Below are 23,212 nucleotides of genomic sequence, written 5' to 3' on the forward strand. Positions count from 1 at the left end.
GATGTCATGGCCACCACTGTACCCCATGCAGCGCTACTGAGGCTTTTCAAATGGTTTGTCGAACGTGATCTTCGGTTCTTTCCACGGTCCTTCGACCTTGTATTGCACGCTGGCAAAACGGGCAACCCGGTCGCCCAGCAGCTTGTCGACCAGAAACAGGGCGCCACCAATGGCCGGCGCGCCGACGATCAGCGCCGCAATCGGCAAGTTGTTGGTCACCGGCAAGGTCACCAGCAGCTTGGCATCCACGCGATCGCTGACCATGTCCAGTGTGCCATTGAGCTCAAGATTGCTGGACGGCCCGGTCAGGGTGATCGGCTTGCGAGTCACATAGACGCCGTCGCTGGCCACCAGCAGCCCTTTGACCCGATCGTAGCTGAGGCCCTTGCCGAGCAGGTCCGAGAAGTCCAGACGCAGACGACGGCCGATGGAGTTTAAATTCAGCAAACCGAACACGCGCAGCGCCTGGGCACCGCCCTCGACTTCCACGAACTGGCCGCGATTCAACGTGGCATCGAGACTGCCGGAGTAGCGCTTGAGCCCGACCCAAGCAGGTGAACCCGGCCAGCGCCCATCGACATTCAGCTCGAAATTTTCACTGGTCACGGTCGGTGCAAAACTCCAGGCCTTAAGCACATCCGCCAGGTTCTTGCCTTCCAGATGGCCCTTGAACCAACTGCTGCTCGCCCCCGGCGCACCTTCCCAGGCACCCTCGCCTTCAAGCTGGATGCCTTTGAGCCCCAGACTCATGTCAGACATGCGCATTCCGGTCGGCGTAGAGCGAATCTTCAGCGCCCACGGTCCCAACAGTTGATCCCCCTGAAACAGCTGGGAAATCTTGATGTCCAGCGCCGGAATCTTGCGCGGATCCACGTCTGCCAGCGGATCAGGCGCATTTTCGACCACTGTGGCTTTCGGGTCGGGCGCAGGCAGGCGCACATACAACATGTTGATGCCAATCGGCGCGGACTTGGCGTCCGGAAGCAGCGCAGTGCCCTTGGCCAGCGCGCTGTCCAGCGACAGAGCCCAGGCGGCGGCGTTACGCTGCAATTGAACACGCACATCATCCAGCATGGTGCCCATCGCCGTCAGCTTGCCGATCTGCAGGTCCACGCTGTTGAGCAATTGTTTGGCGCTGCCGCCCGGATCGCCGCCGGCATAACGCCCGGCAAGCTCCTGCCAGGGCGCGATGTCCAGCTCGGACAGCTCGCCACGAATTCGCAAGCCCTTGGCGTCCGGGACGATGGCGCCGCCACGGCCCAGGTACAGCTCGCCACGGCCGTCTGCAAACTTGCCACCGGGTGCGGCGAACGCAAAGTTGGCGAGGTTATCGTACGCAGCGCCCAGTCGACGTTCCAGGCCCTGCAACGTCATACGGAATTCGCTCGGGCGCTCCACGTCGGCGGGTTTGCCGAACGGCGCAGGCAGGTCGATTGCCACGCCCTTGAGCGTGGAATTGATCACCAGCGGGCTGTCTTTGCTGTCCAGCGTCAGTTGCAATTGATACGGCAGATCGCCGGACACCGGCAACGGCTGGGTGACGCTCAGCCAGTCAGTCAGTTTTTTCACCGTGACTTGGCCGTTCGCCACAATGCGCGTCACGTTGGCACTGGGCGTGCCTTCTGCCGAGATTTCCGCGGTCACCGGGTTATCGAAGGCCTGTGCCTTGATGCCCTTGCCGCTCAAGCCGCTGGCGCTGTCGAAGCGAAAGTCGCCCTTGAGCCGGGTCAGTTCCAGCACCGGGTCGGCCAGCCTCAGACGCGCGTTGTCAGTGCTGAAATCGACCACAACCTTCGGCTCCACACCTTTGGCCAGCGGGATATCCAGTTTGAGTTTGCCGTTCAGCGGCCCCTCGCCCTGCCACCCGGCAAAGGTGCTGCCGGTACCGATGGGCGCTTGCTGAAGAATTTTCAGGCCATCGCCCAGGCTTCCGGCAAAGCTGCCATCGACCAGCAAGTGACTGTCCTGACCTGCCGGGACGTGGGGAATATTGACCAGCACGTTGCTGACTTTGGTGTCGAGCAGTTGCCCCTTGCTGGCCTTGACCCGCACGCCGCTGTTTTCAACGTAGACCTTGCCATCGACGCCGGTCAGCGACGGCCAGCCCGGCTGAAACGCCAGCGTCGCGTTGCTGACATCGAAAAACAGGCTGATGACCCGCGCAGTGTCAGGCGAATTCTTGTTCAGCGAACCTTGATACTGGAAAAACCCCTGCTTGACCGCGCCACTTACCACGGCAGTACGCAGCCAGTGATCGAGTTCGGGGCTGAGGGCAGTCGGCAGGTATTTGCTGGTGTAGCGGCCATCGCCATCGACCATGCCGACCCGCAGGTCCATGTAGTCTTCCTGATCATGACTGAGGTGGATCTTGATCAGGAAATCCGCAGCGATCTTGCCTTCATCGCCTAGCACTTTGATGTACGGCGCGATGAGGGTGAAGGCTTGATCGTCCAGCTTCCAGGTCAGGCGGGCATTGGCTTTCTGATAGCGCCACGGTTTGGCGAAAATCGGGTCCAGATGCAGCATGAAATCGTCGGTATCGAGCCGCAATTCGCCCTGCCCCAGATCGCCGCTGATCGCACCGCTGACATTTCCGGCTGCCGGCGCGCCGTGATAGGCGTTGAAGCCCACCTTGTCGAGATTGGCGGCAAAACCGAGCCGCTTGTCACCGGTCGCTTGCGGACGGTAATCGAGCAATACATTGCGCAGCCCACCCGTGACCTTGAGACCGTCGACGACGGCCATCGCCTTGTCCGGCAAGGGTGCAAGGGAGTCGATCACGGGCGTGAGCGGCGTCAGGTCGAGGCGGTCGGCCTGCACGTGCCAGAGCTCTTCGCTGTCGGGTGTTGCGGCCGTTTGCGTCAGTTGCAGACGACTTTCCCAGCGTTTGCTGGCAAGGTCCATCGCCAGCGAATCCAGTGTGAGCTGGAAACCGGTTTCAGTCCGGGCGAACCAGGCGTTGAGCGCCAGATTGTCTACCGTGGTCGGCTTACGGGCGGCGTAGACACCTTTGATTTTCGGTGCATTGAGGCGCGCGGTTGCGCTCTGCAGGGTACCCTTGCCCCAGCTCATCCACACTTCGCCACCGGCTTGCAGCGTCGACAGCGTCCATTCGCGGGTGAGGCTTTTGGGCAGCCATTTGCCCCAATCGCTTTGAGGCAGGCTGGCGTAGACATCCGCCTCGCCCTCTTTCCAGCGGCTGGCCTGCACGCGGGAACGCATGTTCAGCGCCAGCGGCTGGCCGTCCGGCAGGGTCACGCGCGCATCCAGACGCTGGTGGTAACTGCCCGTGGTCAGGCTGACGTTGACGTACGTCAGGGTCAGCGGCGCGGCGTCGAACGGTTGCACCGTCACCTGGCTGTCGAGCAGCGACAGGTGCGCCACCCTTTGCATCTGATTCAATATTTGCTCGGGGTTGAACGGGCTATCGTCACGTATCGGCAGGCCTTGAACTGCCCAGCTACCGTCCTCACCCTGTTTGAGAATGAACTGCAGGCCGTCGACTTCCAGATGATCAATACGCACTTCACGCGCCAGCAGGCTTGCCCAGAGATCGGGGACGACCCGCACGCGATCCAGACGCAAGGCGCTGGAGCCCTCGCCGACCATCACGTCATGGGCCAGCACAACCGGGGAGAACCTGTTCCAGCTGCCTTCCAGGCGGCCAATGCTCAGTGGCATGCCCAGCGCAGTGCTGGCACGGCTTTCGACATCGACACGGTATTCCGCCACCAGAGGCGTCAGTTGACGGCCGAGGCTGACATACAGCGCCGCCAGTATCAGAATCAGCGCGCAAATGCTCAGCCCCCAGCGCGTCAGGGTTGCAACGATGCGAGGAAGACGCCCCATCTCAGGATGTCCTCCGCTGCGAGATGCAAAAACCGGATTCAGCGAACAGCTTTCGGCTCGGGTCGGCAGGTGCAGTCAGGTTCAGGTTGTGCTCGTTCGCCACGCATCATTCTCAATAGACGGCATACCTGCCAGAAACCCGTCGGGCGCCAGTCGTTTACATTTCCCTGCGGCCAGCAATCTCAGAGCAGGACCACGTCGTATTGTTCCTGCGAGTACATGGTTTCTACCTGAAAACGGATGGTTCGTCCGATAAAGCTCTCCAGTTCCGCCACATTGCCCGACTCTTCATCGAGCAGCCTGTCGACCACGCGCTGATTGGCCAGCACCCGATAGCCGACAGCCTGATAGGCCCTGGCTTCGCGCAGAATCTCGCGGAAGATTTCGTAACAAATGGTCTCGGGGGTTTTCAGCTTGCCGCGTCCCGCGCAGCAATGGCAAGGCTCGCAGAGCACTTGCTCAAGGCTTTCGCGGGTGCGCTTGCGCGTCATCTGTACCAGCCCCAGCTCGGTGATGCCAATGATGTTGGTCTTGGCGTGATCGCGTTCCAGCTGTTTTTCCAGGGTACGCAGCACCTGACGCTGATGCTCGCCGTCTTCCATGTCGATGAAATCGATGATGATGATGCCGCCCAGATTACGCAGGCGCAGCTGGCGGGCAATCGCGGTCGCCGCTTCCAGATTGGTCTTGAAGATGGTCTCTTCCAGATTCCGGTGGCCGACGAACGCCCCGGTGTTCACATCGATGGTGCTCATGGCCTCGGCCGGGTCGATGACCAGATAGCCGCCAGACTTGAGCGGCACTTTGCGCTCGAGGGCTTTCTGGATTTCGTCTTCGACGCCGTACAGGTCGAAAATCGGTCGCTCGCCAGGGTAATGCTCGAGCCGGTCGGCAATTTCAGGCATCAGTTCGGCGACAAACTGGGTGGTTTTCTGGAAGGTTTCCCGTGAATCGATACGGATCTTCTCGATGCGCGGGCTGACCAGGTCGCGCAAGGTGCGCAGCGCCAGGCCGAGATCTTCGTAAATGACAGTGGGCGGGCTGACGGTCTTGATCTGTTCGCCGATCTGGTCCCAGAGCCTGCGCAGGTAGCGGATGTCCATGAGAATTTCATCGGCACCGGCGCCTTCGGCAGCGGTGCGCAAAATGAAGCCCCCGGCCTCTTTGATGCCTTCCAGCGCCACGCAATCGCTGACCACTTTCTTGAGCCGCTCGCGCTCGGCTTCATCCTCGATCTTCAGGGAAATGCCCACGTGCGCAGTGCGCGGCATGTACACCAGATAACGCGACGGGATCGACAGTTGCGTGGTCAGTCGGGCGCCTTTGCTGCCGATCGGGTCCTTGGTGACCTGAACCACCAGACTTTGCCCGTCATGCACCAGCGACGCGATGCTCTCGACCGCAGGCCCTTCACGCATGGAGATTTCCGAGGCGTGAATGAACGCTGCGCGGTCCAGACCGATGTCGATGAACGCCGCCTGCATGCCGGGCAGCACCCGCACGACCTTGCCCTTGTAGATATTGCCGACGATGCCGCGACGCTGGGTGCGCTCGACATGCACCTCTTGCAGCACACCGTTTTCGACCACTGCGACCCGCGATTCCATCGGGGTGATGTTGATCAGAATCTCTTCACTCATGACTTGTCACCTTCCAGGCGTTGCCAGCAGGGTATGCCGAAACGGCCGAGCAATTCTGCGGTTTCACACAGAGGCAGACCAACCACCCCAGAATAGCTGCCCTGCAGGTCTTCGACGAAAATCGCCGCCAAACCTTGAATGGCATAGCCGCCCGCTTTGTCGGCAGGCTCGCCGCTGGCCCAATAGGCCTGCGCCTCATGCAGCTTAATCTCGCGGAAGCGAACGCGGCTCGTCACCACACAGGTTTCGCTGCGCTGCCGATCGATAAGCGCAACGGCCGTCATGACGTCGTGTTCGCGCCCCGACAAGGCCGTCAACATGCTCAGCGCATCGGCTTCATCGACCGGCTTGCCGAGAATTCGCCCGTCCAGCACCACAGCAGTGTCCGCGCCCAGCACGCAGCCCTGCTGATCAGCCTGCACCAACGACAGGCCCGCCTGAGCCTTGCCCAGCGCAAGACGCTCGACATAGGCGGCCGGGGTTTCATGGTCGAAAGGGGTTTCATCGATCTGCGCGCTCAATACGGCGAAGGGCACGCCGATCTGAGTCAGAAGTTCGCGACGGCGCGGTGAGCCGGAAGCCAGATAAAGCGAGGGCATAAGGACATCTCCGTGTCGGTGACGGTGAACGCGCAAGCCCTCTCAGGGTGCAGCGCCCACCTTGCGCTTAATTGATTTTCAAACGTTTGCGCAATCCACGCAGACCGTAACTGACCCAAGGCCACAGCAACGCACTGACCAGCGCGGGTAACACCAGCGCCAGAGTCGGCTGACGGTTGCCGGTCAGGGCACTGAGCCACAGTTGCGCAAGCTGCGCCAGACCGAAGACCACCAGCAACACCAGACATTGCTGCCACATCGGGAACATGCGCAGGCGCTGTTGCAGGGACATCACCAGAAAGGTAATCAGGCTGAGGATCAACGCGTTCTGACCGAGCAGCGTGCCGTACAGCACATCTTCCATCAGGCCCAGAACCCAGGCGGTGGTCATGCCGTACTTGTGTGGCAATGCCAGCACCCAGAAGGTCAGCAGCAGGGCCAGCCACAAGGGGCGAAAGATTTCCATGAATTGCGGCAACGGCGAAACGCTCAGCAACAGGCCGATTGCAAAGGTCAGCCAGACTACCCAGCCATTGCGCCCGGAGACATGACTAACCATCGATTGGCTCCCGAGCAGTAGAAGGTGTGGAAGCAGGCGGCTGCGACGCGGCGGGACGGGACGCTGGACGAGCCGGTTTGGCCGGCGGGGCAGCAGGTGCGGCAGGTGCTGGCGTCGTCGCCTGAGCAGCGGGCTTATGGATGATCGCAGCGCCCGGAAACATCGGGATTGTCGCTTGCGGCCACATCGGGAATGCCGGTGTCGGCGGCGGCAACGTGGCCATCACGGTGGGCTCGATGCCCTTTTCAATTGATTCCTGCGCCTGCGCGGCATCGGCGGCACGCTCTTCCGGGGAGCGACCATCGGAGAACACCAGCAGCAGATAACGGCTGCGATTCAGCGCAGCCGTCGGCACAGCGCGGACAATGGCGAATGGCTGACCGGAATCGTGGATGACTTCCTTGACCGTCGCCACCGGATAACCGGCCGGGAAACGCTGACCTAGACCGGAGCTGACCAGCAGATCACCTTCCTTGATGTCCGCCGTATCTGCCACATGGCGAAGTTCCAGACGCTCCGGGTTACCGGTGCCGCTGGCGATAGCACGCAGGCCGTTGCGATTCACCTGAACCGGAATGCTGTGCGTGGTATCCGTCAGCAACAGGACGCGCGAGGTGTAGGGCATCAGTTCGACGACCTGACCCATCAGGCCACGGGCATCGAGTACCGGCTGCCCCAGTACAACGCCGTCACGCTCGCCTTTGTTAATGATGATTCGATGAGTGAAGGGGTTCGGGTCCATGCCGATCAGCTCGGCGACCTCGACTTTTTCATTGACCAGCGCCGAAGAGTTCAGCAACTCGCGCAGCCGAACGTTCTGCTCGGTCAGGGCCGCCAGTTTTTGCAGGCGGCCTTGCAGGAGCAAGGCTTCGGTCTTGAGCTTTTCGTTCTCGGCGATCAGTTCTGTACGACTGCCGAACTGGCTGGCAACGCCTTGATACAAACGTTGTGGCAGATCGACAATCCAGTAGGACTGCATGAGCACCATGGACATCTGACTGCGCACGGGCTTGAGGATCGTAAAGCGGGCGTCGACAACCATCAACGCAACCGACAGAACGGCCAGCACCAGCAGACGTACGCCCAGCGACGGGCCTTTTGCGAAGAGCGGTTTAATAGGCCGCTCCTACGGGGCATGCGATCACGGGATCGAGCTTCAATGGGCTGTTATTCATGCGCTATGGAACCGGCCTAGACAAATGAAAGAGATAGGCAGCCTGTTTCGGCGTCAGCCTGACGCATACAGGTAGCACATACGCTACCTGCATACAAAAGACTCCGTGAACGGCACCCCGGCGATTTACTCGCTGGAGAGCAGATCCATGGTGTGCTTATCCATCATTTCCAGCGCACGGCCACCGCCACGCGCGACGCAGGTCAGCGGGTCTTCGGCAACGATCACCGGCAGACCGGTTTCCTGAGCCAGCAGCTTGTCCAGATCACGCAGCAACGCGCCACCACCGGTCAGCACCAGACCACGCTCGGCGATGTCCGAAGCGAGTTCCGGCGGCGATTGCTCCAGAGCGCTCTTGACCGCCTGAACGATGGTCGCCAGCGACTCCTGAAGCGCCTCGAGCACTTCGTTGGAGTTCAGGGTGAACGCACGTGGCACGCCTTCCGCCAGGTTACGGCCACGAACGTCGACTTCGCGCACTTCGCCGCCCGGGTAGGCGGTGCCGATTTCCTGCTTGATGCGCTCGGCAGTGGACTCACCGATCAGGCTGCCGTAGTTACGACGCACGTAGGTGATGATCGCTTCGTCGAAACGGTCGCCGCCCACTCGCACGGATTCAGCGTAGACAATGCCGTTCAGGGAGATCAGCGCGATCTCGGTGGTGCCGCCGCCGATGTCGACAACCATCGAACCGCGAGCTTCTTCCACCGGCAGACCGGCACCGATCGCTGCGGCCATTGGCTCTTCGATCAGGAAGACTTCGCGCGCACCTGCGCCCAAGGCCGACTCGCGAATCGCGCGACGCTCAACCTGAGTGGATTTGCACGGAACGCAGATCAGCACGCGAGGGCTGGGCTGCAGAAAGCTGTTTTCGTGGACCTTGTTGATAAAGTACTGCAACATTTTTTCGCAGACGCTGAAATCGGCAATAACGCCGTCTTTCATGGGACGAATGGCTGCAATGTTGCCTGGAGTACGGCCCAGCATGCGCTTGGCTTCGGTACCGACAGCTACGACACTCTTCTGGTTGCCGTGAGTACGAATGGCAACGACAGAGGGTTCATTCAGGACGATACCGCGCTCACGCACGTAAATAAGGGTGTTGGCAGTGCCCAGGTCGATGGATAGATCACTGGAAAACATGCCACGCAGTTTCTTGAACATGGGAAAGGGACCCTAGGGAACGCGTGGTAAAAAAGTGCGGCAAACTCTAACAACGACAGGGATTTTGGGCAAGGAGCCAATATGCTAAATTGGCGGTTTTCCGAACACCACCCTCGACGTTAGCGGCTTGAGACAGCAATAACGCGATAGTGTTCCGCAATTGGCAACAATGCAAATCCGTCAGCATTCCACTGGAGAAACCCCATGGCGCTTGAACGCTCCGACGTGGAAAAGATCGCTCATCTGGCTCGACTGGGCCTTAGTGACGCCGATATCCCGCGTACTACCGAAGCACTGAACAGCATTCTGGGTCTGGTCGACCAGATGCAGGCGGTCGACACCGCAGGCATCGAACCCCTGGCTCACCCGCTGGAAGCGACCCAGCGCCTGCGCGAAGACGCCGTTACCGAACGAAATCGCCGCGATACTTACCAAGCCATCGCACCTGCGGTCCAGGACGGTCTGTATCTGGTTCCGAAAGTCATCGAGTAAGGGAAAGCGCCTGCATGCATCAAATGACTCTGGCCGAGATCGCTCGCGGACTCGCCGATAAAAAGTTCTCTTCTGAAGAGCTGGCCCGTGTCCTGCTGTCGCGCATCGCACAGCTCGATCCGCAGCTCAACAGCTTCATCAGCCTCACCGAAGACCTGGCCATCACTCAGGCCCAGGCGGCAGACGCACGCCGCGCCGCCGGTGAAAACGGCCCGCTGCTCGGCGCCCCGCTGGCGCACAAGGACCTGTTCTGCACGCAGGGCATCCGTACCAGCTGCGGCTCGCTGATGCTCGACAATTTCAAGGCGCCCTACGACGCCACCGTCGTGTCGCGGCTGGCCTCGGCGGGGACCGTCACACTGGGCAAGACCAACATGGACGAATTCGCCATGGGGTCGGCCAACGAATCCAGCCATTACGGCGCGGTAAAAAACCCGTGGAACCTCGAATGCGTGCCAGGCGGCTCTTCCGGCGGTTCGGCTGCGGCAGTCGCTGCCCGCCTGCTGCCCGCCGCAACCGGTACTGACACCGGCGGCTCGATTCGCCAACCTGCAGCGCTGACCAACCTCACTGGCCTCAAGCCGACTTATGGCCGCGTCTCGCGCTGGGGCATGATTGCCTACGCGTCCAGCCTCGATCAGGCCGGTCCCATGGCGCGCACCGCTGAAGACTGTGCCCTGCTGCTGCAAGGCATGGCCGGTTTCGATCCGCAGGATTCCACCAGCATCGACGAGCCGGTCCCGGACTATTCCGCCAGCCTCAATACCTCGCTCAAGGGCCTGCGTATCGGCGTGCCGAAAGAATATTTCAGCGCCGGCCTCGATCCGCGCATCGCGCAGCTGGTGCATGAAAGCGTCAAAGAGCTGGAAAAGCTCGGTGCAGTCGTCAAGGAAGTCAGCCTGCCAAACCTGCAACACGCCATCCCGGCCTATTACGTCATCGCACCGGCAGAGGCATCGTCCAACCTGTCACGCTTCGACGGCGTGCGCTTCGGCTACCGCTGCGAAGACCCGAAAGACCTGACTGACCTGTACAAGCGCTCACGCGCCGAGGGCTTTGGCCCGGAAGTTCAGCGACGCATCATGGTCGGCGCCTACGCGCTGTCGGCAGGCTACTACGACGCCTATTACTTGCAGGCACAGAAAATCCGTCGCCTGATCAAGAACGATTTCATGAGCGCATTCGCCGACGTCGACGTGATTCTCGGCCCGACCACGCCCAACCCGGCGTGGAAAATCGGCGCCAAGACCCACGACCCGATTGCCGAATACCTGGAAGACTTCTACACCATCACCGCCAACCTGGCGGGTCTGCCGGGCTTGTCCATGCCAGCGGGCTTTGTCGAGGGCCTGCCGGTCGGCGTGCAATTGCTCGCCCCGTATTTTCAGGAAGGCCGTCTCTTGAATGTGGCGCATCAGTATCAGCAAGTCACCGACTGGCACACTCGCGCACCTGAAGGCTTCTGAGGAGAAACACATGCAATGGGAAGTCGTCATCGGGCTGGAGATTCATACCCAGCTTTCGACCCAATCAAAGATTTTTTCCGGTAGCGCCACCACGTTCGGCTCCGAACCCAACACACAGGCCAGCCTGGTCGATCTGGGCATGCCGGGCGTGTTGCCGGTGCTGAACAAGGAAGCCGTGCGCATGGCCGTCAAGTTCGGCCTGGCGGTGGATGCCGAAATCGGTCAGCACAACGTGTTTGCCCGCAAGAACTACTTTTACCCTGACCTGCCCAAGGGTTATCAGATCAGCCAGATGGAATTGCCGATTGTTGGCAAAGGCCATCTGGACATCACCCTGGAAGACGGCACGGTCAAGCGCATCGGCATCACCCGCGCGCACCTGGAAGAAGACGCAGGCAAGAGCCTGCACGAAGACTTCCAGGGCATGACCGGCATCGACCTGAACCGCGCCGGCACGCCGCTGCTGGAGATCGTTTCCGAGCCGGACATGCGCAGCGCCAAGGAAGCCGTGGCCTACGTCAAAGCCATCCACGCGATTGTCCGTTACCTGGGCATCTGCGACGGCAACATGGCCGAAGGCTCGCTGCGCTGCGACTGCAACGTGTCGATTCGCCCTAAAGGTCAGGTCGAGTTCGGGACCCGCTGCGAGATCAAGAACGTCAACTCGTTCCGCTTCATCGAGAAGGCGATCAACAGCGAGATACAGCGCCAGATCGACCTGATCGAAGACGGCGGCAAGGTTATCCAGCAGACGCGTCTGTACGACCCGAACACCAACGAAACCCGTGCCATGCGCAGCAAGGAGGAAGCCAACGACTACCGTTACTTCCCCGATCCTGACCTGTTGCCGGTAATCATCGAGGATTCGTTCCTCGAAGAAACCCGCGCCACGCTGCCGGAACTGCCGCCGCAGAAACGCGAACGCTTCCAGAGCCAGTTTGGCCTGTCGACCTACGACGCCAGTGTGCTGGCTTCAAGCCGCGAGCAGGCCGACTATTTCGAAAAAGTGGTCAGCATCAGCGGCGATGCCAAGCTGGCGGCCAACTGGGTCATGGTCGAACTGGGCAGCCTGTTGAACAAGCAGGGTGTCGAGATCGAGCAATCGCCGGTCAGCGCCGAGCAACTGGGCGGCATGCTCAAGCGCATCACTGACAACACCATCTCGGGCAAGATCGCGAAAATGGTCTTCGAGGCGATGGCCAATGGTGAAGGCAGTGCCGATGAAGTCATCGAGAAACGCGGCCTGAAGCAGGTGACCGACAGCGGTGCCATCGAATCGATGCTCGACGAAGTGCTGGCGGCCAATGCAGAACAGGTCGAACAGTATCGGGCCGCTGATGAAATCAAGCGCGGCAAGATGTTCGGCTTCTTCGTCGGCCAGGCCATGAAAGCCTCCAAAGGCAAAGCTAACCCGCAGCAGGTCAATGAACTGCTGAAGGCCAAGCTGGAGGGTTGATCGCCCTATTAACAATAGCTTCCAAGCTCTGGACTAGGCGTTATATGCATGTCCAACGAACCCGGGAAATAGGGCATGCAGGCTTCTGCCCGCAGGGCGTGGGAGCGAACTTGTTCGCGAAGACGGTGGTTCAAACGATAAACTTTCGGAGGATGTACCGGCCCTTTCGCGAACAAGTTCGCTCCCACGGCCTTCGGCCAGAATCAAAAACAGACTTGTGTATGACTCTAAGTGCGCGCTGCGACACAACGCTGTGAGCCAACGCGGAGCATTTACACGAGAGTCAACCACAGCTCATCCGGCACTCAGGAACCAACCCCCATGCGCCGACTTCTTGTTGCCAGCAGCCTGCTGACCTTGCTGGCTGGCTGCGCAAATCACATCATCGACCCTCACGGTTATGATGAGACCGGCACCGCCGCCTATTACGGCGCTCGCCATCATGGCAATCGCACCGCCAGCGGCGAATCCTTCAATCAAAATGCCCTGACCGCTGCCCACCGGCAATTGCCTTTCGGGACGCGGGTCAAGGTGACCAACCTCGACAATCAACGCACGGTCGTCGTGCGTATCAACGACCGAGGGCCGCACACGCGTGGCCGATTGATCGATGTCTCTCGCGAAGCAGCCGAACAACTGGGTATGCTGCGCAGCGGCACTGCGCCCGTTCGCGTTCAGGCCCTCGACTAAGGACACTCGGTATTCTCCAGCTATCGGCCCTGCCCGCTCCCGCCCTCATTCAAATGTTCGGCGGCTTTCTTCTGCTGCTGATCGGGGCGGAGTTGTCGGTGCGCGCCGCGGTGCACCTGGCCGCGATCTTCAAGGTCAGACCGTTGATCATCGGCCTGACTGTCGTGGCGATGGGCACCAGCGCTCCGCAAATGGCCGTCAGCTTGCAAGCTGCCTTCTCGGACAACACCGACATCGCGGTGGGCAGCGTCATCGGCGGTAACATCTTCAACGTGCTGGTGATCCTTGGCCTGTGCGCCTTGATCATTCCGTTGCGGGTGGCGCGACAAGTGCTGCACATCGACATACCGTTGATGATCGGCGCCTGCCTGCTGGCCATCGGCCTGTCGTGGAACGGCGAGTTCAGCACGTTCGACGGCATTGTGCTGCTAGCCGGGTTGCTGGTCTGCCTGTTCATCATCGTACGCCAGGGCGGTCATGGTCCGCGCCACGGCCAGGCCGACATCACGGACAAGCCCCGCACCCTTACGCGCATGCTCATGCTCGCCGCCGGCTTGCTGATGCTGACCGCTGGCGGGCATCTGCTGGTCAATGCCTCGGTAGTGATCGCCCTCCATCTGGGGCTTTCCGAGCGTATTATCGGCCTGACCGTGATCGCTATCGGCACCTCGCTGCCCGCACTGATGGCCTCGTTGATCGCCGCACTGCGTGGCGAACGCGACATCGCGGTCGGTAACGTGATCGGCAGCAACCTGTTCAACCTGCTCGGTGTACTCGGCGTGACCGCGCTGGTGGCGCCCATGCCGCTGACGATCTCGCCCAATGCGCTGGTTTTCGATCTGCCGGTGATGCTGGGCGTGGCATTGCTGTGCGTACCACTGTTTTATTCCGGCTACCGGATAGACCGCATCGAAGGCTTGCTGCTGCTGGCGTTGTACCTGACCTACGGCTTGCATATCGTGTCGATCAGCACCGGCATGGCATTGGCTGAAAGGCTCGAAGGCTGGATGCTCACGCTGGTTCTGCCGCTATTGAGCAGCATCGTCGCCTGGGGCACTGTTCGCGCGTGGCGGCGCCAGCACTGATTTCAATCCGTAGTGATCAGAGGAGAAACGCCATGACCGACCACACGATCAGCGAAGGCGAACAGATTCGTCGCCAGGTGATGGGCGATGTCTACGTCGACCGTGCGCTGGGCAACGCGACCGATTTCAGCCAGCCCTTGCAGGATTTCGTCAACGAGCACGCGTGGGGCAGCGTCTGGAGTCGTGAGGGTTTGCCGCTGAAAACCCGCAGCCTGATTACCCTGGCCACCCTCACCGCCCTTAAATGCCCGCAAGAACTGAAAGGCCATGTGCGGGGCGCGCTGAACAACGGTTGCACCGTCGAAGAAATTCGTGAAGCGCTGCTGCACTGCGCGGTATACGCCGGCGTGCCTGCGGCCATCGATGCATTTCGTGCGGCTCAGGAAGTGATCGACAGCTACGTGAAACCGGACTAGATCCAGCCACCCCATTGCAGAATGAAAATGCCCACATTGGTGGTGACTGCGGCGGCCAGCGTGGTGATCACGATGATTGCCGCCGCCAGTTCGTAATTGCCGTCCGCCGTGCGCGCCATGATGTAGCTGGCGGCGGCGGTCGGGCTGCCGAAATACAGAAACAGAATCCCCAGCTCCGCACCGCGAAAACCGACCAGCCAGGCGGCCAGCGTGCAAAGCACTGGCAACGCGACCATTTTCATGACGCTGGCACTGACGGCCAGCTTGCCGCTCTTGCGCAAGGACGCCAGCGACAGCGTGCCGCCAATGCAGATCAGCGCCAACGGCAGGGTCATCTGTGCCAGATAGCTGCCGGACGTCTCCAGCCATTTGGGCAAACCGATGCTGAAATACGCGAAGGGCGAGGCCACGATCACACTGATGATCAGCGGGTTGGCCAGCACACTCTTGAAAATGCTCCACGGGTCGGACTTAATCACCGGGCTGTAGACCGCCAGCACCACTGTTGAGAGCGTGTTATAGAACACGATGACCAGCGCCGCGAGAATGGCACCCAGCGAAATGCCGTAAGAGCCATACATGCTGGCCGCCAGTGCCAGGCCGATCACGCCGTTATTGCCGCGAAACGCACCCTGAACGTAGATTCCCCGCTCTGCATACGGGCAGCGCCCCACGGCCCAGAGCCAGGCCAACGCGAAACTAAGCAGTGTCGCCACGCTGAAGAAAATCAGCAGCTTCGGCTGCAATGCGCTGCGCAGATCGGCGTGAATGATGCCCAGAAACAGCAGCGCGGGCATGGTGACGTTGAACACCAGCCCCGAGGCCGCCACGATGAACCCGTCGTTGATCGCGCCGATGCGCCTGAGCAACACGCCCAGGAACAGCATGGCGAACACCGGGGCGGTGATGTTCAGGGTTTCGAGAAAGATAGCCAACATGCAACGCACCCGATCCATCATTAGGTGGCTCATGATAAGCCACCCATGCCGGGCATGTTGCAAGGATTTTCAGGAAAGCCTGCGAAGCGTCAGCCCCTTGCCTGTCAGACGATTCGACTGACCTCTTTCACCGGCTGCAAGGTGCGCTCAAACACCGACACGCCGTCCAGATCGCGCAGAGCGACTGTCATCTCACCGCTTTGCCCATCGATATTCACTTCGCCGAAGAACTGATAACCCGCAAACGGCGAGGTGTTCTGCGCAGGCGGCGCTTTCTGGAACACCAGCTCGGGGCCAAACGTCTTGTCCAGCACGTTGGGGCCATAACTACCCGCATTCAGCGGCCCGGCTACAAATTCCCAGAACGGATCGAAATCCTGAAACACCGCCCGATCCGGCTGATAGTGGTGCGCAGCGCAGTAATACACATCGGCGGTCAGCCACACGCAATCGCGGATTTTCTGCTCCCGCAGATACCCCAGCAACTCGGCAACCTCCAGTTCACGCCCCAGCGCCGGACCATCATTACCATTGGCGATGGCCTCCCAACGCGCAACACCGGGGCTCACCTCGCCATCCGGCACGCCCAAACCAATGGGCATGTCGGCGGCGATCACTTTCCACTGCGCGCGCGACCCGTTGAGCTCGCGCTTGAGCCAGTCCAGCTGTTCGCGGCCCATGAAGGCAGTGGTCGGACCCGGCTTGTCGGCAAGATTGGCATCGTTGCCGTCGCGATAACTGCGCATATCGAGGACGAACACCTCGAGCATCGGCCCATAGGGAATCTTGCGATAAATGCGCCCGCCGTTGTCCGCTGCCTGCAAGCGCAGCGGCGCGTACTCCAAATACGCCTGGCGTGCGCGGGTGGACAGCAACTGGATGTCCTTGACCTTGTAGCGGTCATCGAGCTGCTTGCTCGGCGACCAGTTGTTGGTCACCTCGTGGTCATCCCACTGCCAGATCTGCGGCACTTCGGCGCTGAAACGGCGCAGGTTTTCATCCATCAGGTTGTAGCGGTAATTGCCGCGGTATTCGTCGAGCGTCTCGGCCACCTTGCTTTTCGCCTCGGTGGTGATGTTGCGCCAGATCCGCCCGCCTTCGGTAGTGAGCTGCTACGGCACCGGGCTGTCGGCGTAAATGGTGTCGCCGCTGTGGATAAAGAAGTCCGGCAGGCGCAGGCGCATGGCTTCGTAAATACGCATGCCGCCGATGTCGGGGTTGATACCGTAACCTTGCCCGACCGTATCGCCGCTCCAGACAAAGCGGATGTTCCGACGCTCTTGCGGCGTGCTGCGCAAATGACCGAACCAGGGTTCGCTGGCGACACCGCTCTGGGCATCCTCGAACGAAACACGGTAGAAAATCGCCTGATCGACCGGCAATCCGCTCAGCTCGACGCGCGCCGTGAAGTCAGTGCGCTGGTCCGCCAGCGCCGAAACCACACGTCGCGGCTGGGTGAACATACTGCGCGTGTCCCACTCGACCACCATGCGCGAAGGCCGGTCGCTGCGGCTCCAGACGATCGCCTTGTCGCCGAATACATCGCCGGACTGGACACCGTCGGTCATTTTCGGACGGTCCTGCACCGAGGCGATAACCGCCGGCGCAACACCCGGTAACAGCAGACCGGCCCCCACGGCTCCGACGGCCTGGATGACACGGCGACGCTTGAGATCGAACTGGCTCACGATTATCCCCTCGCTGAAAGGCAAAACAGCAACCTAGCAGGACAATGTTGGCGCTGTGTGACAGCGCTGCCGGTTATTCAGCGGACCAGGAAGACTCAAAAACCGTGCACAGCCGGTAACTGCTAAACTCCCGCGCCTTTATTCCAGCCCGAGACGCTTTGCATGTCTTCCTTGAATCAGGCGCTCAGCGTCGCCCTCGATAACCGTGAATCGCTGCTTGCCGAGCTGCATCGGCAAGGCACCGACTGCTATCGCCTGTTTCATGGCAGCCAAGAAGGCGCCAGCGGCCTGACCATCGACCGCTATGGCCCGCAATTGCTGGTGCAGAGTTTTCACACCCGCCTGGAGCGCGATGCGCTGCTGGAACTGCATGCGCAGGTCAACGTGCGCCTGTGTCTGGAGACGCTGCTGGTCTACAACGACCGCTCGCAAGGCAACTCGCGGGTAGATCGCCAGGACGCTATTTACAAGGCCGACGAAGCGGCCCTGGCCGACCATGTCGGTCACGAGTGGGGGCTTAATTATCGGGTGCGCGGGCGACATGCCGGGCAGGACCCGCTGCTGTTTCTCGACCTGCGCAACACGCGCGGCTGGGTCAAGCAGCACAGTGCGGGCAAGAGCGTGCTGAACCTGTTCGCCTATACCTGCGGCGTCGGTCTCAGCGCCGCAGCCGGTGGCGCGAGCGAAGTCTGCAATCTGGATTTTGCCGAGGGCAACCTGGCCGTGGGCCGCGAAAACGGTGCGCTCAATCCGCAACTGCCGGCCATGCAATTCATCCAGTCAGACTACTTCCCGGCCATCCGCCAACTCGCCGGCCTGCCGGTCGCCGCCCGCCGCAGCCAGAAGCTGCCCAGCCATGTAAAGCTCGATCAACGTCAATACGACCTGGTTCTACTCGACCCACCCGCCTGGGCAAAAAGCGCGTTCGGCACCGTCGATCTGTTGCGCGATTATCAGAGCCTGCTCAAGCCTGCACTGCTGACCACGGCAGACGATGGCATGCTGATCTGCTGCAATAATCTGGCAAAGGTCAGCATGCAGGACTGGCGCGAGCAGGTCCTGCGTTGCGCCAGCAAGGCGGGTCGGCCGGTACGCGACTGGCAAATGATGCAACCCGCCGCAGACTTCCCGTCGAAGGACGGCCAACCGCCGTTGAAAACCCTGATTCTGCAACTCTGATCAGCCGGGTCCATCGAGCGGCCTGATCAGCCGCTGACTTACATGATGAAAATTCCTACACACCGGAGCGGCATCGCCTTAGGAACCGAACAGGCATGCCATACTCCAAGGACCTCCAAAAGAGAGAGACGTCGCTGCCCATGTCCAGAGGATTGAAATACACACTTGGCTCCGTGCTGGCTGTGCTCGTGCTCTACAGCCTGTTGGGGTTTTTCATCCTCCCCGGCGTCGCTCTGCGAATCGCCAATCAACAACTCGCCAACTACTCGACCGTGCCGGCCAAACTGGAACGCTTGGAGTTCAACCCCTACACCCTGGAACTGACCCTCTGGGGCCTGAACATCGGCACTCCCGGCAAAGAACAGATCGCGTTCGAAAAACTCTACGCCAATCTGCAGATCGACAGCCTCTGGACCCGTGCGGTGCATTTGCAGCGCGTCGAGCTGATCAAGCCTAAGACCGAGCTGTTGTTCGACAAGCAAGGCAAGCTCAACCTGGCGCAATTGTTCAAGCTGCCTGCCAGTGAGCCGACCGCGGACGAGCCGCCGAGCAAGCCGTTTCCGCTGCGCATCGGCGAGATCAAGCTGGCTGACGGTTACGTGCATTTCCAGGACATGCGCCCCAGCGCGCCGATCGAATTTCTCTACGACGCCCTGAATTTCGAACTTAAGAACCTTAGCACCCTGCCCGAAGACAATGCCGACATGACGCTGGTCGCAGCGGGCCCCGACGGAGGCCAGATCGACTGGGTGGGCCGCATCAGCCTGGTGCCCATCGCCTCCGAGGGCACGCTGAAAGTCACCGATGGCAAGATGAAACTGTGGTGGCCCTATGTGCGGGATGCGTTGCCGCTTGCGCTTGAGGATGGCGTGCTCAATTTCAGCACCGCTTACAAACTCAATCTGGCCAAGGAAACCGAACTCCAGTTGACCAACCTGTCGGCCAGCGTCGCGCCCTTTGCCTTGAACACGCCTGACGGACGCCCGATGGTGCGCCTGCAACGCCTGGAGGTGAGCGAAACGTCGGTTGATCTGGCGAAGCAGCGGGTGACGGTGGGCAAGATTCGCAGCCAGAAGCTGGAGACCTGGGCTGCACGCGAAAGCGACGGGCAACTGGACTGGCAGAAGCTGTTTGCCCCTCAACCGGGCAAGCCTGCAGCACCGCAAAAACCGGCGGTGGACGACAAGGCCGCAGAGCCGGCCCCCGCCACTGCCAACGATCAACCCGCACCACCAGGCAAGCCTTGGCAGGTGCTGCTACGCGATGTGCAACTGCGTAACTACACGGTCCATCTGGCGGATCGCGTCCCCAAGGAACCCGTGGCGCTGGATATCGGCCCGCTGAACGTCGACATCCAGAATTTCGACAGCCTGAATGCATCACCTTTTACCCTCAAGCTCGACACCGGGCTGGGTAAACAGGGCACTTTGACCGCCGCTGGCGACGTGAATCTGAACCCGGTCAGCGCGCGTTTGAACGTGACAACCCGTGACATCGATTTGCGGGTTGCTCAGGCTTATATCAGCCCGTTCATTCTGCTCGAGCTGCGCAGCGGGATGTTGGGCAGCGACCTGGCAGTCAATCTGAAGAGCACCGAGCCGCTGGCATTCAGCGTCACCGGCAAGGCGCAGGTCAGCCAGCTGCACACGCTCGATACCGTCAAACAGCGCGACTTTCTCAAATGGCAGCAGCTGGAGCTGGAAGGGCTGGACTACCAGCACGGCACCGGGCTCTCGATTGCCAAGGTCAACATGAGCCAGCCGTATGCCCGCTTCATGATCAACGAGGACCGCACCACCAACGTCGATGACCTGCTGATTCCGCAACCGGATGACAAAAGCGCGGCGAAGCCGAAAACAGCCAGCGCGCAGCCCAAGGCCAAAAAAGACAACCCGTTGGCAATCTACGTCGGCGAAGTGAACATCAAGAACGGCTCGGCCAACTTTGCCGACATGACCCTGACGCCCAACTTCGCAACGGCCGTGCAGCAACTCAACGGTCGCATTGGCACCATCGACAACCGCAAGGCCACTCCGGCCCCGGTCGATATCGAAGGCAAGGTCGACCGTTATGCGCCGGTGACCATCAAAGGCAGCCTCAACCCGTTCGACCCGATGGCCAGCCTCGACATCACCACCAGCTTCAAACGTGTCGAACTCACCAACCTGACGCCCTACTCCGGCAAGTTCGCAGGCTTCCGGATTCGCAAGGGCCGGCTCAACCTCGACCTGCATTATCTGATTACCAAAGGCCAGCTCAAAGCCCAGAACAAGGTGTTGATCGAGCAATTACAACTGGGTGAGCGGGTCGATAGCCCCGATGCGCTGGACCTGCCTATCCGGCTGGCCGTGGCACTGCTCAAAGACACGCAGGGGCGGATCTCCCTTGAGCTGCCTATCGAAGGCGACCTTAACAACCCGCAGTTCAGTGTGATGCCGATTGTCTGGCAAACGCTGCGCAATCTGGTGCTGCGCGCGGCACAGGCGCCGTTCAAGATGCTCGGCAGCCTGGTGGCTGGCGGAAGCTCTGAAGACCTCGGCAGCGTGAGCTTCGCGCCGGGTAGCAGCGAATTGTCGGTCGAGACCCAAAACGCGCTGGACAAGCTCTCGGCCGCTCTCAAGGCGCGTCCCGACCTGAAGCTGGAGATCGAAGGCACCAGCGCTGCCAGCAGTGACGGCCCGCTGCTCGCACAACAACGACTGGAGCGTGAATACCAGTACACGTACTACAAGATTCTCCAGCGCCGTGGCGACAAGGTCCCGGCCAAGGCTGGCCTGATAGAGGTCCCGGACGCTGAAAAAGCGCCGATGCTGGAGGGCATCTACCGCACGCGTCTGAAACAGCAACCGCCCGCGGAATGGACGAGTCTGAGCAAGGAACAACGTGCCAGCCAGATGCGTGCTGCGGTACTCAAGTTCTGGAGCGGCAACGAGGTATTGCTGCGTGAACTGGGTCAGAGCAGGGCCAGCAGCATCAAGGACTATCTGGTGGACAAGGGCAAGCTGGAAGACGCGCGTGTGTACTTCATCGACGCCCGCCTGGGTCAGGCCCAGCCGGATGGTAAAGTCGTCAGCCCTCTGCACCTGGACAGTGAGTGAATCCGTTGTCACACATGCGAATCAAGATACTGGTCAGCGTGACCCTGGCCACTATGCTCGGGGCAACAGTTTTACCCGCTCAGGCGGCGTCGACCCTGCGTTGCGGCAGCCAGTTGATCAGCACCGGCGACCGGGCATTCGAGGTCCAGCAGAAATGTGGTGAGCCGGTCAGTCAGGAGGTGATCGGCACCAAGGAGAGCTTCAGTAATGACTATCGCCAGTCCGAAACCGTCAGGATCGAAGAATGGATCTACGGCCCTGACAACGGCATGTATCAGTATCTGCACTTCGAGGGCGGACGTTTGGTCAGGATCGACAGCAAACGCCGCCGCTGACGCTTACGTCATCGCCGTTCCAGCACCATAGAAAAGGCCCCGACTCTTCAGTCGGGGCCTTTAATGACTACATGTCCCGTCCTGAATAAGGTTTACACCTTCTGACCTTTCCTCAGGAGGACTCAATGAATTCGGGCAAAAGGCGCAGCCAGCGCGATTACACGCTAGCCTTTAAATTATCGGTCGTAGATCAGGTTGAAAAAGGCGAGTTGAGTTATAAAGAAGCCCAGCGACGCTATGGCATCCAAGGCCGGTCGACGGTGCTGGTCTGGTTACGAAAGCACGGTCGACAGGATTGGAGCCAAGGCGCATCAATTCGAGAGCCGAGGAACAGGTCCATGACCGAGCCAACACTCCCGCCGACACCTGAGCAGCGGATTAAAGAGCTTGAAGAACAGCTGGTGCTGAGCAATCAGAAGGCCCAGTTCTTTGAAGCTGTCGTGAACGTCTTGAAAAATGACTACGGTGTTTCCATCGTAAAAAAGCGACCCGGCAAGTCCTCTCGCAAGGGCAAATCCAAGACCTGAGCATTACCAGGGCTTGCCTGTTCATGGGTATTTCGCGTCAAGCGTATTACAAGCGTAATCGCGCTTTTGACGCGAAGGTCCGCCAAGACCAAGAGGTGGTGGACTTCGTCCTGGAAAAGCGGCGTCGCCAGCCCAGGCTGGGAACGCGCAAGCTGCACTACTTGATGAGCGTCGAAGCTCCTGCGTCGTTGTGCGTGGGTAGAGACCGTCTGTTTACCATCCTTCGTGATGCGCGCGAGCTGGTTCCGCGCAAACGGGCTTATCACAAGACCACTCATAGTCATCATCGCTTTCGCCGCCACCCCAACCTGCTCAAAGCAGGTCCTGAACAAGTCGTGGCCAATGGACCCGAACAGGTCTGGGTTGCAGACATCACCTATCTGCCTACACAGGAAAGCGTGGCCTATGTGAGCCTTGTGACAGATGCGTACTCACGCAAGATCGTTGGTCATCATGTGCATGAAAGCCTGCATACCCAGTCGGTGATAAAGGCACTGGAAAAAGCGGTAGGAGAGCGAAAAACCGATCAGATGCTGATTCATCATTCAGATCGCGGTGCCCAGTACTGTTCCGACCTCTATCAGCGGCTGCATACCAGGCATGAAATCCGGTGCTCGATGACTGATGGTTATGACTGTTACCAGAACGCTATGGCCGAGCGAATAAACGGAATTTTGAAGACCGAGTTTCTACTCCATCGGCCTAAAGACTTGGCAGATGCAGTGAAAATGGTGGATGAATCGGTGCAGATCTACAATGGGGAGCGACCACACTTATCCCTGAAATACAAAACGCCCGATGCGGTGCATCGGGCGTTTTTGAGCGTGAAACAGGTGTAAACCTATTTCAGGACTAGA

General features: G+C 60.3%; 17 protein-coding genes and 1 pseudogene. 10 read left to right on the forward strand and 8 right to left on the reverse strand.

The window, feature by feature from the left end; genetic code table 11:
- Window positions 1-33: 33 nt before the first annotated feature.
- The 6 genes from BLT55_RS16830 to mreB all read right to left on the reverse strand — a co-directional run bounded on the left by BLT55_RS16830 (window position 34) and on the right by mreB (window position 8,985).
- Window positions 34-3,849, reverse strand: a complete 3,816-nt coding sequence (locus BLT55_RS16830; protein ID WP_054998672.1) for a YhdP family protein — start codon at window positions 3,847-3,849, stop codon at window positions 34-36.
- Between the two features lie 182 nt (window positions 3,850-4,031).
- Window positions 4,032-5,489 carry a ribonuclease G gene (gene rng / locus BLT55_RS16835; protein WP_003313606.1) on the reverse strand — a complete coding sequence of 486 codons (1,458 nt, stop codon included), beginning with the start codon at window positions 5,487-5,489 and terminating at the stop codon, window positions 4,032-4,034.
- Window positions 5,486-6,088 (reverse strand): Maf family protein, encoded by a 603-nt coding sequence (locus tag BLT55_RS16840; protein WP_054998673.1) that lies wholly within the window; start codon window positions 6,086-6,088, stop codon window positions 5,486-5,488. The genes rng and BLT55_RS16840 overlap by 4 nt, the downstream gene beginning before the upstream one ends.
- 67 nt (window positions 6,089-6,155) lie before the next feature.
- Window positions 6,156-6,647: a rod shape-determining protein MreD gene (gene mreD / locus BLT55_RS16845; protein ID WP_007249005.1), complete on the reverse strand. Its 492-nt coding sequence runs from the start codon at window positions 6,645-6,647 to the stop codon at window positions 6,156-6,158.
- Window positions 6,640-7,716 carry a rod shape-determining protein MreC gene (gene mreC, locus BLT55_RS16850; RefSeq protein ID WP_054998674.1) on the reverse strand — a complete coding sequence of 359 codons (1,077 nt, stop codon included), beginning with the start codon at window positions 7,714-7,716 and terminating at the stop codon, window positions 6,640-6,642. The genes mreD and mreC overlap by 8 nt, the downstream gene beginning before the upstream one ends.
- A gap of 231 nt (window positions 7,717-7,947) precedes the next feature.
- Complete coding sequence (mreB, locus tag BLT55_RS16855) at window positions 7,948-8,985, reverse strand: rod shape-determining protein MreB (RefSeq protein ID WP_007249007.1); 1,038 nt, start codon at window positions 8,983-8,985, stop codon at window positions 7,948-7,950.
- A 204-nt stretch (window positions 8,986-9,189) separates the two neighbouring features.
- Here mreB and gatC point away from each other — a divergent pair, with 204 nt between their 5' ends.
- From gatC to BLT55_RS16885, 6 genes are all read left to right on the forward strand, one after another.
- Window positions 9,190-9,477, forward strand: a complete 288-nt coding sequence (gatC, locus tag BLT55_RS16860) for an Asp-tRNA(Asn)/Glu-tRNA(Gln) amidotransferase subunit GatC (protein ID WP_054998675.1) — start codon at window positions 9,190-9,192, stop codon at window positions 9,475-9,477.
- A 14-nt stretch (window positions 9,478-9,491) separates the two neighbouring features.
- Entirely contained in the window at window positions 9,492-10,943 is a 1,452-nt protein-coding gene (gene gatA / locus BLT55_RS16865; RefSeq protein ID WP_054998676.1) for an Asp-tRNA(Asn)/Glu-tRNA(Gln) amidotransferase subunit GatA, read from the forward strand.
- Between the two features lie 10 nt (window positions 10,944-10,953).
- Window positions 10,954-12,399 carry an Asp-tRNA(Asn)/Glu-tRNA(Gln) amidotransferase subunit GatB gene (gatB, locus tag BLT55_RS16870; RefSeq protein ID WP_007249009.1) on the forward strand — a complete coding sequence of 482 codons (1,446 nt, stop codon included), beginning with the start codon at window positions 10,954-10,956 and terminating at the stop codon, window positions 12,397-12,399.
- A gap of 321 nt (window positions 12,400-12,720) precedes the next feature.
- Window positions 12,721-13,089 (forward strand): septal ring lytic transglycosylase RlpA family protein, encoded by a 369-nt coding sequence (locus BLT55_RS16875; protein WP_054998677.1) that lies wholly within the window; start codon window positions 12,721-12,723, stop codon window positions 13,087-13,089.
- A 53-nt stretch (window positions 13,090-13,142) separates the two neighbouring features.
- Window positions 13,143-14,174: a calcium/sodium antiporter gene (locus BLT55_RS16880; protein ID WP_054998678.1), complete on the forward strand. Its 1,032-nt coding sequence runs from the start codon at window positions 13,143-13,145 to the stop codon at window positions 14,172-14,174.
- Between the two features lie 32 nt (window positions 14,175-14,206).
- Window positions 14,207-14,590 carry a carboxymuconolactone decarboxylase family protein gene (locus tag BLT55_RS16885; protein ID WP_054998679.1) on the forward strand — a complete coding sequence of 128 codons (384 nt, stop codon included), beginning with the start codon at window positions 14,207-14,209 and terminating at the stop codon, window positions 14,588-14,590.
- On the opposite strand, the gene BLT55_RS16890 is transcribed toward BLT55_RS16885, so the two are convergent.
- Complete coding sequence (locus BLT55_RS16890; RefSeq protein WP_054998684.1) at window positions 14,587-15,528, reverse strand: AEC family transporter; 942 nt, start codon at window positions 15,526-15,528, stop codon at window positions 14,587-14,589. The two genes, BLT55_RS16885 and BLT55_RS16890, sit on opposite strands and share 4 nt — an antisense overlap.
- 104 nt (window positions 15,529-15,632) lie before the next feature.
- A pseudogene (locus BLT55_RS16895) lies at window positions 15,633-17,216 on the reverse strand (alkaline phosphatase D family protein).
- A gap of 162 nt (window positions 17,217-17,378) precedes the next feature.
- Here BLT55_RS16895 and BLT55_RS16900 point away from each other — a divergent pair.
- From BLT55_RS16900 to BLT55_RS16920, 4 genes are all read left to right on the forward strand, one after another.
- On the forward strand, window positions 17,379-18,395 hold the full coding sequence (locus tag BLT55_RS16900) for a class I SAM-dependent rRNA methyltransferase (protein ID WP_054998680.1): 1,017 nt from the start codon (window positions 17,379-17,381) through the stop codon (window positions 18,393-18,395).
- A 140-nt stretch (window positions 18,396-18,535) separates the two neighbouring features.
- On the forward strand, window positions 18,536-21,493 hold the full coding sequence (locus BLT55_RS16905; protein ID WP_054998681.1) for a DUF748 domain-containing protein: 2,958 nt from the start codon (window positions 18,536-18,538) through the stop codon (window positions 21,491-21,493).
- Window positions 21,494-21,507: 14 nt separating this feature from the next.
- Complete coding sequence (locus tag BLT55_RS16910) at window positions 21,508-21,828, forward strand: DUF2845 domain-containing protein (protein ID WP_375233497.1); 321 nt, start codon at window positions 21,508-21,510, stop codon at window positions 21,826-21,828.
- A gap of 125 nt (window positions 21,829-21,953) precedes the next feature.
- Window positions 21,954-23,194, forward strand: a protein-coding gene (locus BLT55_RS16920) for an IS3 family transposase (protein WP_167359962.1) whose coding sequence is annotated in 2 segments (ribosomal slippage) — window positions 21,954-22,305 and window positions 22,305-23,194 — 1,242 coding nt in all. Because the reading frame shifts where the segments join, the coding sequence is not laid out codon by codon here.
- The last annotated feature ends 18 nt before the right edge of the window (window positions 23,195-23,212 follow it).

Origin of the sequence: Pseudomonas cannabina, from assembly GCF_900100365.1 — a bacterium.
Classification (GTDB): Bacteria; Pseudomonadota; Gammaproteobacteria; order Pseudomonadales; family Pseudomonadaceae; genus Aquipseudomonas; species Aquipseudomonas cannabina.